This is a genomic window from Tistrella mobilis KA081020-065 (assembly GCF_000264455.2).
GTDB lineage: Bacteria > Pseudomonadota > Alphaproteobacteria > Tistrellales > Tistrellaceae > Tistrella > Tistrella mobilis.
In genome coordinates this window covers 529424-542174 of sequence record NC_017957.2, presented here as the reverse complement: position 1 = coordinate 542174, position 12751 = coordinate 529424, and the positions used below count along the sequence as shown (strand labels likewise).

Sequence of the window (12751 nt, the reverse complement as noted above, 5' to 3'; positions counted from 1 at the left end):
GGGGTCAGACCTCGTCACTGATCGCGGCCTCGGTGGCGATGCGATCCACCCGGCCCTGCAGGGCCAGGCGGTCGAGCGCCGCGAAGGGCAAAGCGGTGAAGATCGCGATCCGGCGGCGCAGCGCGCCATAGGTGCGGGCGAAAGCGAGCGCCTTTTCGCTCTCGGTGCCCTGAACCTTTACCGGGTCGGGCAGGCCCCAATGACCGGTGATCGGCCGGCCAGGCCAGGACGGACAGTCCTCGGCGGCTGCCGTGTCGCAGACGGTGAAGACGAAATCCATCACCGGGGCGTCCGGCGCCTGAAACTCGGAAATATGTTTGGAGCGCAGCCCCGCGATGTCGTGGCCATTGCGGGCCAGAACCTCCAGCGCCACCGGGTTCAGACCCCCGCCACCGCCCGTGCCGGCCGAAAAGGCGGTGAACCGGCCACCGCCCAGATCACGCAGCAGCGCCTCCGCGAAGATCGACCGGGCGGAATTGGCCGAACAGATGAACAGCACGTTGAAACCGGTGTCGCGCATGGCGGGGGTGTCCTTTTGAGGCCCCAGAATGGAGCCGAGCAGATCCGGGCGGGCGCGCCCCAGATCGAGCGCCAGATAGCCGATCAGCCGTTCGGTCGCCTCAAGATCGACCGCATAGAGCAGCGACCGGCCCCGGCGTTCGGCCGTGATCAGCCCCACACCCGCCAGATCGGCCAGGTGGTGGGAAAGCGTGTTCTGTTTCAGGCCCAGCGCCGCCGCGATCTCGGTCGGCCGCACCCCCTGCGGTGCGAAGCGCATCAGCAGGCGGAAGACCGCAAGCCGTCCGGGATGGCCGAGCGTGGCGAAGGCATAGGCGGCGAGTTCGTTTTCCATGATTCCGGAATATAGGAAATATGAGCGCCACGCTCGTGAAACCTTTATGACGATGGCCGCAGGACACCCTTGCAGGAAAACGCCTGGCCCAAATCGATAATTTGTCCGTACAATTCAGGATCACCAGACCGAACGGATCCGTCCATGGCCCGAGCCGACGCCCCCCACCCTTCCACACCTGCCGATATCCCGGGGCCGCCGCGGCTTCTGACTGCCCTGCTGGTGACGATGGCGGTGCAGATGGTCTCGACCGGGGGCGCGCTGGCGCTGTCGACCATCGCACCCATCGCCGGGGCTGCCCTTGGCGTCGCGCCGTCTCTGGTCGGTTTCCAGGTCAGCCTGGTCTATCTGGCGGCCGCCATCACCTCGGTGATGGCCGGCGGCATCGTGCGCCGCTTCGGTCCGGCCCGGGCCTCGCAGATCAGCATGGCCACCTTCGTGATCGCCCTGCCCGCCTTCGGGTCGGGCAGCCTGCCGCTGATGGCCGCCGCCGCCCTGATCGCCGGTTTCGGCTATGGGCTCAACAACCCGGCCGCCTCTCAGATCCTGATCCGGGTAACGCCCGAACGGCGGCGCAACACGGTGTTTTCCCTCAAACAGGCGGGCGTGCCGCTGGGCGGCGTGACGGCGGGGCTCGCCTTCCCGGCGATGGCCGTGGCGATGGGCTGGCAGGCGGGGCTGTGGATCGCCGCCCTCGCGCCGCTCGTGCTCATCCTGGTGCTGCAGCGCCTGCGTCCGGCCTGGGATGCCGATCGCGAGCCGGGGGCCCGGATCGGACAGGACTGGATGCAGGGCCCGCGCCTGACCCTGCGCGAGGCGCCGCTCAGGGCGCTGGGGCTGCTGGGCCTGCTCTATTCCATGCTCCAGCTGTCGCTGTCGACCTTCACCGTGGTGATGCTGGTGACCGAACATGGCTGGTCGCCGGTGGCCGCCGGCAGCGCGCTGGCGCTGATCCAGGCCTCGGGCGCACTCGGCCGGGTGATCTGGGGTTTCCTGGCCGACCGGCTGGGGGCAGGCTTCCTGGTGCTGGCGATCGTGGGCGCGGTCTCTGGCGCCGGCGCGCTCGCCATCGGCCCGGCCGCATCCGCCGGGCCGGGGGTGCAATTGGCCCTGCTTTGCCTGATCGGCAACACAACCAATGGCTGGAACGGCGTGATGCTGGCCGAAACCGCTCGCCGGGCGCCGGCGGGGCTGGTCGGCGCCGTCACCGGCGGCGTGCTGATCCTCACCTTCGGCGGCGTGGTGATCGGCCCGGCCGGCTTCAGCGCCATTCAGGGCCTGGCCGGCAGCTATGCCACCACCTTTGCCCTGTTCGGCCTGATTTCGATCGCCGGTGCGGCGTTCGCCTTTCGCGAGCATCTCCACAACCGCCGCTGAGACCCGTCACGACCGCGCGGCAATTGTACACTGCAATATGCAATAGATTAACGACCGTTGGTTTTCATAGAAGGGTGATTGACACCCTTTCGGCTCAAATCTAACCTTTCACGCAACAATCCTATAAGTGGGAACGAGCAAACCGACAGACGCGCCCTTCCAATGGGCGTGAACGGGCATGCTCGTCTTCCCGCAGAAGGATAACAGGGGAAGGGGATCGGATCATGAGCAGGCGGATGCGCGAAATCGGGGTCGATCGGTTCGGCCGGATGGCAAGCCCGATGAGCAAGGAAGAGGCCGAGGTTTTCCAGACGGTGACTGCCGAGGCCGCGGCCACCCCCAATGGCGTGATGTCGCTGGACATGCGCAATGAAACGCATCGGCGCTTCATCCTGGATCGCTTCGGCGGCGACGACTATCTGGAGCGCTACTTTCCCAGCACCCGCCGGCTGATCAAGCTGACGGAAGCCCATCACCAGGCGACCGGCGGGCCCCGCAAGGCCACGCTGCTGGAGATGGACGATCCCCAGTCCGGCAGCTGGGTGCCTGCGGTGACCCTGACCTATCTGGGGGTGGAGCCGAACAGCAATCAGGTCTCGGCCCAGGGCATCGTGACGCTGACCGGCATCTCCACGGTCACGGCGCTCAACCTGATCCTGGTCGACAACCACACCGGTCAGCAGATCGGCAGCAGCTCGATCCCGCAGCAGTACAACAGCACCACCCAGGTGGTGGAGCTGACCTCGGCCGCATCGGTGGTCGACGGCAAGCTGGACGTCACCGCCACGCTGTCGGCCGCCTATATGCCCGCAGGCGCCACGGCCCTGGAAACGGTGGTCGCCACCGCCGATCTGCGCGGCGTGGACGCGATCGACACCCTGACCGTGGTCGACCCGAACCACAATTCGCACCCCACCCGCGATTACATCAAGGTCGGCCTGAACCGGACCGACAATCAGGTCGGGGATTGCGACTATTATTATCAATACGGCAATGACGGCTCGAAGCCGATCGTGGGCCTGGCGGTCAACGGCTCGGCGACCCTGCTGCAGGGCTATACGGTTGCCGCCAATCCCAATTTCAACGGCAACTGCATCCTGTTCCGCCGCTCGGGCCAGGGCGACGGCGCCACCCTGGCCTTTCCGTCGGCCGACATTCCGCCGCTGTGCACCGGTGCCGGCGGCGCGATCAGCTGGGCGATCGGCCCCGACTGGCTGCAGGGCGCGCCCTGGGATCAGGGCCAGACCATTGACCTCGACTTCCTGCTGAATTTCAGCCTGTCGACCGGCGAGACCGCCTTCATCCGCGTCACCAGCGTGCCGCTGGGTGTGACCACGCCGCCCGCCAATATCGGCATGGTCGCGCCGATCCAGTTCGTCTGGGGCTGTGTCGCCGAGGGCAGCCTGGTGGAATTGGCCGACGGCACCCGCCGGGCGATCGAGACCCTGACCGCGGGCGAACGGGTGGCCGACGGCATGGGCGGCAGCCTGCGTATCGCCGAAGTCTGGCGCGGCACCGAAGACAAGCCCATGGTCCGCGTCGTCACCGACACCGGCGCCGAGGTGCTGCTGACCCACAACCACCCGGTGCCGACGGCGGCGGGCGTGGTGGTGGCCGAGGCGCTGGAGACCGGCGCCCTGGTCACCACCGATCACGGCCCCGCCCGGGTGACGCTGGTCGAGCGGGTGTCCCATGACGGCCAGGTCTTCAACCTGGATCTGCTGCCCGACGGTGCCGAAAGCCTGGCCGATATCGACGACGACGCCATCACCGGCTTCATCGCCGGCGGCATCCTGGTCGGTGACAACCGCATGCAGGCGGTGCATGCCGCCCGCGCGGCGCTGCCGGCCGATCTGCCCGATCCGGTCGAGATCCTGGGCCAGACCCTGGGCGACGACTGGCGGCTGGATGTGACCAATGCCCGCCGGATCGCCGCCGGCCTGGCGCCGATCGCCCGCATCGACGGCTGATCCCAACCCACAGATCACGACGGACGACGACGCATCCCGCCCGGCCCCGTTCAAGGGTCGGCGGGGTGCGCGGGCTTCTGCATCGGGGGAAGAGCGCATGTCCACCGCCACCACGCCGGCCGCGCCGGTCATCTCGTCGGTTTCCTGCACCACCGGCGGCACCCGCCCGGTCTTCTCCCTGGCCTGGCTTATCCAGCAGGGATATACCGGCCCGTTCACGATCATCGTGACGACCGCCGGCGGGGCCGCCATCACCGGCACCGCATCGGGCATGACGCCCAATGGCGGTATCTGGACGGCGGGCGAGGACATGAACGCCCAGACCACGATGTATTACGTCCAGGTCGCCGTTCAGAGTGATCCGACCATCATCTCCGACCGGGTACCGTTGCTCTTCGCACCGGTCACCAACATCACCACCGCCTATGACGGCATCACCCTGTCCGTGGGCTGGACGGCGGCCGCCTCGGCCATGCCGGCCGGCCAGACCCAGATCCGGCTGACCACCGGCGGCGGATCGCAGGTCGCCTCGGTCACCTCGGGCACGGTCGCGCAATTCGTCGTCGCCCCCAATCTGCGCGCGGCCGGCGGCAGCTGGACCGTGAAGGTCACGCCGGTCTTCGACATCTCCAGCGGCCCGGTCAGCGATCCTGCCCCGGTGTATTACGCCCGGCCGGATGTCACCGCGGTTGCGGTGATCATCCCGCTTGAGACGGTCAACACCACCATCACCGTCTCTGGCGCCGGCCTGCCCGACAGCGGCGATGTCTGGTTCATCGCCAATCTGATGCAGGACGGGCGGGCAATCGCCACCACCGCCCCGATTGCCGGCACGCGGACCGGCACGCGCACCTGGCAGTTCGCCGCGGGTTTCGGCATCGCCGCCGACCTCGCCCACGACTATGCCGTCACCGCGGCGCTGTCGTCGGCCACCGCCGGCACGGCGACCGGCCCCGAGGGCAGCGCCATGGGGCTGGTGCTGCTGCCCCCGATGATCGATGTCGTGACCACCGCCTCGGGCACCGACCGCACGGTCACGGTCACCGTGCTGCCGCCAGCCGGCGACTGGCGGATCAGCGGTTCGGCGATCAGCGTGCTCGCCCCCGACGGCCAGCCCGTCACCGGCGGCCAGGCGTCCGGAACGGGCCTCACCCGCAGCGTCACCCTGGCGGGCCTGACCATCGGCGACGCCTATACGGTGATCGCCGCCGCCTGCCGGGGCTCGTCCACCGGACCCTATACCACCACCCGGCTGCCGGTGCTGACATCCGCCCCGGCGCTCACCGCCGCCACGCTCGACGGCGGCGTGGTCACCGCCGGCTGGAACACCGTCACCGATGCAGGGGTCACCGGCTATCGGCTGGATCTCGTCGCGGGCACGGGGGTTGCCGCCTCGGGCAGCTTCAGCGGCGGCTCGGGCAGCCTGCCGGTGCCGCAGCTGCCGGCGGGCGGCCAGGGGGCGGCGCCGTCTCTGGTCGTCACCCCCATCGGTTCCGGCACCACCGGCAGCACCACCGGGCCGGTCTCGGTCGCACTGGCGCTGATCAGCGAGGCGGTGGCCGTGACCGGCATCGCCTTCCCCGCCGCCGGCGGCGACGTCACCGTCACCCTCAGCGCCGCCGGCCAGGGGGAAGACGGCTATGCGCTGGAGCTGTGGAAGAACGGCACGCTCAGCCAGAGCCTGACCAGCGGAACCACCGCCGTCACCGTGCCGGCCTCGGCGCTGACCGATCCGGCGAGCTATGCCGTCCGCGGCCGGGCCACCCGCTCCGGCGCCAGCGTCAAAGGGCCGTGGAGCGCCTTCACACCGCTTGGCAGTATTGCACCCGCAGGGCTTGCCATCGCCTATGACGGTGCGACCGCCAGCCTCTCCTGGCGGGCGGTCGACGGGGCCTCGGCCTATCTGGTGACCGGCATTCCGGGCTCCAGCGGCGTGCTGACCACCGCACCCGAACTCTCGGTCGCGATCGCCTATGCAAGCGACCAGAACCCGACCCTCAGCGTCCAGGCGATCACCGGCGTCACCACCGGCCCGGCCACCTCGGCCCCGGTCTTCGCCGCCGGTCTCTATCCGACCTTCGCCCAGGACACCGCGGCCGCGATCATTCCCGCGACCGCGCCGGCCATGACCGCCTATCAGATCACCATCGGCCTGCCGCAGCTGTTCACCACCCCGCCGGCCACGGCCGATCTGCCGGCCGTCGCCCCCTTCGCGATTGTCGAGGGCACGGCCCCCTACACCTATGCCCTGACCATCGCGGGCGATGCGAATGCCCTGCCCTGGACCTTCACCGCCGAGGCGGTGCGCCCGGATCTGGTGACCGCCTGGAACGGTTTCCTGACGGCGCTGGAAACGGCCACCGCCACGCCACTCGCCATCCAGACGGTGCAGGCGGCGATCGCCCGCGCCATGCCGCAGACCTTCGCCGAAACCCTGCTCTTCGGCTACAGCTTCGATCCGACCAAAGGCCATGTCGATCTGCTGCCGGGCATGGTGCTGCGCGCGGAATTCGAAGCCTATACCACCATGGCCGCCGGATCCCCCGATCAGGCCTATCTGAATGGTTTCGTGACCTCGGGGGTCGCGCGCTGGCAGGTGGGGCGGATCGTGAAGAACGGCGTCACCTGCACGGTGCTGGACGAATTCGTGGGCCTGGTCACCAGCCAGGGCGGCACGACGGTACCGCGGCCGTTGCCGTCGAACCGCAAGGTCGCCGGTGCCGGCGGATTGATCGATACCGGCTGGTCGACCATGCAGCAGCCGCTGCTCCGCCTGGTCTATCCCCAGGCCTTCCCGTCCTGCGCCCAGCCGGGTACGCCCTATCCGGAACTGAATGCGGTGCTGCTCGCCGCGTCGAAACTCTCGGATCTGGAGGCCGCGACCGAAGCCGCGCATAACGGCACCGATGCCAGCGCCCGGGCGGCGGTGCTTTACTTCCGCGGCCGCACCACGCTGGTGGCCGAGATCCGCATCCTGGTGAACGGGGTGGAGCAGCTGGTGCCGCTGGGCACGACGCTGAGCGATGTGCTGGCCACCCGCGCGCAGGAGCCGGCGACGGTGGGCCTGCCGCTGACCGGCATCCGCCTGACCCGCGGCACCGGCCCGTCGCCCGCCGGCACGCCCGCCGGCTATGATGCCGGCGGCGGCCAGCCGCTCAGGGTCGACTGGGCGCCCTCGGCCAATGCCGCGATGACCGCCCTGCCGCTGATGGCCGGCGACAGGATCGACATCGGCACCCGGCCCGCAGGTGCCGCATGAGCGGCGGGGCAGAGCCCGCCTTCAACCGGGCGGCCGCGGGCTCGCCGCTCTACTGGCTGACGGATGGCGGCAACCGGGCCGGGTTCCTCGCCTCGGATGCCGCGGGTTTCGGCGACACCGTCACGCTCTCCACCAGCTGGACCGATGCCCGGGGGCTGTGGTTCTGGCTGGACCAGGCGCCCGCCGACCCGGCCGGGTTCGTCGGCCCGCTTCAGGCCTTTCTCACCCTGCTGCCGCCGGCCCGGGGCCCGCGTTTCCTGTGGATCGCGGGCGTGGCGCTGGGCATCAACGGCTGGACCGGCTCTGCGGTCAACATGGCCCGCAGCGGCGACGTCACCGCCGTCACCGGTGGCCAGACCTTCGATGCCGGCGGCATCGTCGTGGTGGCACCCGCCGGTGGCCAGGTGATGGTGGAGCAGGCGTCCAGCGATCAGAGCTGGCTGTTCCGCGTCCATGACGGTGCCGCCCTCACCCTGCTCGCGGGCGATGCCAGCCTTGCCGCCAGCCAGAACCTCTGGGGTGTCAGCTACAACCCGCTCCGGCCGGGCGCGCTGGTCTGGACGCTGGATCTGGCGGCGCCGGCTGTGGACGAGGTGCCGGTGCTCACGTCCATGGGCGCCAGCCTGCGCTTCTTCGCGCCCGATATCGATCCGTTCATGACCCTGGACGCCCCACCGGTCCCGACCGGCGGCATCCGCAGCCTGCGTGTGGTGCCGCTGCGCCAGCGCGCGACGGTGACGCTCTATTGCGCCTTCGACCCGCTGGCACCGCTCGATCCCACCCGCACCCGCTTTGGCCTCGCCCCCTTCGGCGCCACGGCCTCGGGTGACGAGCCGGTCTTCGACAGCGGCTATGTCACCGCCCTTGGCTATGGCGTGCAGTTGAAACCGGTGCAGATCGCCAGCCAGACCCAGCCCGGTTTCGTGCTGGCGGTGCAGCCGCTGACCACCGGCGCCACCGGCGGCGCCCCGGGCGATGTGCCGGTTGCGTATTACCTGACGCCGGACGGCGATTTCACCCTGCTGGGGCTGGACCAGGGCGGACAGCTGGCAACCGCGCAGCTGTCGGAAGACATCGCCGCCACCGCCCCGGCGGTGCGCGTGCTCTGCGGGACCACCGGGCTCGACTATGTCGGGCTCAACACGGCCGACGGCAATGTGTTGAGCTTCCGCGCCGGCCGCGCCGCCTATGCCCCGCCCGCCCGCGCCGAGGACGAGGCGCCGGTGCTCACCCAGGACGACGCGCCGGCACCGCCGGCCCTCACCGATCTCGGCACCACCGCCTGGAGCTGGATTTCGGCCGGCAGCGCGCCGCGCTATTACGCCCAGCCCGAGGATGCGCCCTTCTATGCCGGCGGCTATTCGGGCTTTCTGTCCTATCTGGAAATGGCCGCCACCGATCTGGTGACGGAAGATCCCGCCCCGGCCTTCCCCATGGTCGGCTATGCCGGGCTTGCCGCGGAAGATGCGGTCTTCGCGCGCGACATCGAGGCCCGCGGCATCGCACCCGAACGCCGGCGGCGGATCGGGCTCGCCACCGGCACGCAATGGGACGTCACCAGGGCTGCGGATGCATCGGCCCCCCCGGTCGGCACGGTGACCCCGGCGGTTTCACCGCCCGGCATCGCCATCGGCTATGCCGGTGACAATCAGCCCTGGGCCTGGCTCGGCATCGGCAATATGGGCAGCAGCGACGGCCTGCCGGATCTGCGCTTCACCGCCATCGACGGTGCCTTCCGCCAGGCGCTGCTGTCCAACCGGCTGTTCATGGTGCTGGGCTCGGCCGCGACCGTGATGGCGTCGGGCTCGGTCGCCTATCAGCTGACCCAGGCGTCGATGAACCTGATCAAGGCCCTGCCGCCGGGCAAGGGCGTGTCGGAAACCGTGTGGAACCAGGTCTCGGCCACGGTCTCGCGCGCCGGCTATCCGGTCTACGACACCGAAACCGCCTTCGACCAGATGCTGACCGAGGCGACATCGGGCACGATCACCGCCGAAGAGACCCTGGTCTTCCAGCGCTTCGCCGGGCTGCTGACCCCGGTGATCGGCGACTGGCTGTTCCGGATGAGCCCGCGCAACTGGGCCGCCCCCGATCGCCAGGGACCGAAAAACGCCCGGCTGATCTTCAAATTCGTCAGCGGCCGCTCGCTGGCCGATCTGGTTTCCGACACCGCCGCCTGGAACTGGCCCGAGGCGTCTTCAGACGACGGCAAGGCCGAAACCGCGCGCAGCGACATTCAGGCCATCATCCGCACGGCGCGCGAAAGTGTCGCCACCGCCCGGCTGAAGAACACCGCCTCGCCCTATGACCGCTTCGTCGAGGTGATCGACGATCCCGACTGGGCGGGCGTGCTGGCGCTGTCGGTCGAGGTGCCGCTCGACACCCTGCCAGAGCCGCTGCAACCGCTGGCCGCCGGCATCGACCCGGCCGGTTTCTACGCCCATCACCTGGGGCTGACCGCTACCTCCTTCACCTCGGACAACGGCACGCTCACCTTCGACACCACCTCCACCTTCGGCCTGATCGACTATCAGGACCCGATCGACCAGTATTTCTCCAGCGACATCGCCTTCGCCTTCAAGGTCCAGCAGTTGACCGTCGGCTTCGAAAACGGCCGGCTGGCGAGCTTCACCAGCTCGGCGCAGTTGATGGTGAACCGGGTGTTCGGCGCCCAGACCCGGCTCTTCCCCACCGACCACGGCAACAATCTGATCCTGGACGGCGTCTATCAGTCGGAAGCGGCCGATGGCGGCGACCGGCGCGACACCTATGTCTTCGCGATGCGCGAGGCAGGGGCGTTTCAGTTGCAGCTCAGCCAGCTGACCGAGATGGCGGTCGACCAGATGCGCATGGCGACGGCGCGGGCAGCCGCCCCCCAGACCGGCAATACCACGGTCACCGCAGCCTTCCAGATGGCGGGAAGGCTGCGTTTCGCGGAGCCGGAAAAATTCGACCCCTATTGCTGGGGCCCCTCTCTGTCGGACGCTGCCGACGGCACCGATGCGAAGTCAGCGGCGGGGCTCGCCTATTCCAACTATGCGATCACGATGAGCTTCTCGCTGTCGGATCCCACAGCCGTGACCTTCACCGTCCAGGACGGCGGCCTCACCCTCAACGCCGCCAACAGCCAGGCCCGCGCCAATTCCCTCTTCGCCCGCTTCCCGCTCAGGCTCGCCGGTCTGATGACGACGCCCGACCCGGCCGTGACCGGGGCAGACCCCTCGACCCGCACGCCGGAATCCGCCGGCTTCGTCTCGATCTCGGCGCCGATCCAGCAGGGAAAACTCCGCCAGCCCTGGTACGGGTTGGTCTATGAGGTCGATCTCGGCACGCTGGGCGCACTGGCGGGATCGGTCGGCATCACCATCCGCCTGCTGGCCGGCTGGAGCCCGGCCAACGATCCGGACGGGAAGACCTCGCTCTATTTCGGCGTCGCGCTGCCGGGTGTGGAACAGATGCTGGGCGTCAGCCTGCCCCTGCAGGGCATTCTGGATATCGGCTTCCGCACGGTGCAGTTCACCACCTATGACGATGCCGACAGCGGCCGGCAATACCTGATGCGGCTGAGGGATTTCGGCCTGCATGTGCTGGGTCTGTCCTTCCCGCCCGGCAAGAACGACATCACCGTCTTCGGCAATCCCGACCAGACATCCAACACCAAACTCGGCTGGTATGCCGCCTATGACGACGGCAAGGCGGTGAGCGAAACGGCGACGCCGGCAGTGAAAGCGCGTGCTGCCGCCGCCCGCCGGCCGATCCGGCTGACCAGATCCGCCCGCAATCATGATACGCAGAAGGAGACCCGGTGATGGTCCAGCGCGTCATTCTGGACGGGCTCTGGTGCGGCCAGGGTATGGCGAACATGGTCAGGGTCTACAAGGATTCGACCGTCGATCCCGCCACGACACCCGCCGACTGGCTGTGCCTGTTCGACTTCGGCAGCGGCGGGCTCAGCAAGACCAGGGAAGCCCTGGGTGTCACGCCACCGGTCGCCTTCATCATGGAACAGCTGAAGTTGCAGGTGGCGGCAGGACAGGATGCTCGTATCGACGTTCTGGCGATCAGCCATCAGGACAGGGACCACTGGGCGCTTCTGAACGAGTTGGACAAGCAGATCGTCGCCTGGGGACAGCCTGTCGCCGTCAAGTACATGATGCTGAGCGGAGAGAACTGGCGTCAGAGTTCCAAGGAAGCGGTCGCCAAATTTGAAGACCGGACCGCCGATGCCGACAAGGACGTTTTCGTATTCGGCGATGAATGGAGCGATTACGTCGACCCGACTGATATGCCGGATCCGCTGAAGGTGGGCGATATGAGCGTATGGACGCTCATCACCAATGTCGCGACCAATGAGACGTCCGAGGATATCGAACGGAACTGCTCTTCGGGAGTCTTCCTGCTCCAGCTTGGCCAGCTCGCTTTCTTTCTGCCCGGTGATGCGACCTGGGAGACGTTTGCCCGCCTGGAACAGATCATGTCGGTCTGGCAAAAGAACCCGATCCCCGCCGTCTACGCCGCATCCGTCCCGCATCATGGCGCCCTGCGGACGATGAACCGGAGCACGTCGACCGACACGCCCGATCTCAGGGATCTGATCTGGCTGACCAACTACATGCGCCCCTATTCGATCTTTGCGAGTGCGGGGCACAAGAACACGCACAGCCACCCGCATCTGATCATTCTGAGGACGATGGGCGCCCATGTCGGCAAGCTGCAGTTCCAGGCACGCCCCATCGTCTATTACGACACACCGACCGACAGGTTCGGCATCATTCCGAGCGAGGATGCCAATGTCTACACGACCGTGCTGAGCCTGACCGAACCGGTCGTGACGGCCAACTGGATCTTCAGCATCACGCCCACCACACACGATACCGGCGTTCAGGTGTTCAACGCGGGTGTTCCCGGGATCCTGTCCGCACCGCAGGTAAACGAGATGGAGCTGGCCGCGCAGCGGGCCACGGAGCAACAGGCTCTGGACGGGAGCCTGTTCGACGGCGAGTTCGGCAGCACGTTCGGCGAACTGGCAACGGCACGGCCGGATCCGGCTTATGCCAGAAGCCCCGTGATCTGGGCGGGGGAACGCAGCTTCACAGGCCGTTTTCCGGAACAGGAAGTCGAGTCCGGCGGGATGGTCTCCAACCCCGCCAGACCTGCCGCGTCTCATGCGCCGCAACCGACGGCGAATGCCGCACCAGAGCCCCGGCGATCCGGACCGGTGCGCCGGGTGAAGGTCACCCTTCGCTGACCATTTCGCACGCTGCCCCATTCCCGTCATCTGCCCGTCGGAGA

6 protein-coding genes are annotated in these 12751 nt (G+C 68.4%); 5 read left to right on the top strand and 1 reads right to left on the bottom strand.

What is annotated here, in order from left to right; translation table 11 throughout:
- Nucleotides 1-4: 4 nt before the first annotated feature.
- A complete protein-coding gene (locus TMO_RS20235; protein ID WP_014747562.1) occupies nucleotides 5-853 on the bottom strand; it encodes a metalloregulator ArsR/SmtB family transcription factor in 849 nt (282 codons plus the stop codon).
- Nucleotides 854-997: 144 nt separating this feature from the next.
- Between TMO_RS20235 and TMO_RS20230 the strand changes: the two genes are divergently transcribed.
- The 5 genes from TMO_RS20230 to TMO_RS20210 all read left to right on the top strand — a co-directional run bounded on the left by TMO_RS20230 (nucleotide 998) and on the right by TMO_RS20210 (nucleotide 12707).
- Nucleotides 998-2230 (top strand): MFS transporter, encoded by a 1233-nt coding sequence (locus TMO_RS20230; RefSeq protein ID WP_014747561.1) that lies wholly within the window; start codon nucleotides 998-1000, stop codon nucleotides 2228-2230.
- Nucleotides 2231-2454: 224 nt separating this feature from the next.
- Nucleotides 2455-4200 (top strand): Hint domain-containing protein, encoded by a 1746-nt coding sequence (locus TMO_RS20225; RefSeq protein ID WP_014747560.1) that lies wholly within the window; start codon nucleotides 2455-2457, stop codon nucleotides 4198-4200.
- Between the two features lie 97 nt (nucleotides 4201-4297).
- Complete coding sequence (locus TMO_RS20220) at nucleotides 4298-7459, top strand: hypothetical protein (RefSeq protein WP_014747559.1); 3162 nt, start codon at nucleotides 4298-4300, stop codon at nucleotides 7457-7459.
- The gene (locus TMO_RS20215; RefSeq protein WP_014747558.1) at nucleotides 7456-11268 is read left to right on the top strand and encodes a hypothetical protein; all 3813 of its coding nucleotides are present in this window, start codon (nucleotides 7456-7458) and stop codon (nucleotides 11266-11268) included. The genes TMO_RS20220 and TMO_RS20215 overlap by 4 nt, the downstream gene beginning before the upstream one ends.
- Entirely contained in the window at nucleotides 11268-12707 is a 1440-nt protein-coding gene (locus TMO_RS20210) for a hypothetical protein (protein ID WP_014747557.1), read from the top strand. The genes TMO_RS20215 and TMO_RS20210 overlap by 1 nt, the downstream gene beginning before the upstream one ends.
- Nucleotides 12708-12751 lie beyond the last annotated feature (44 nt).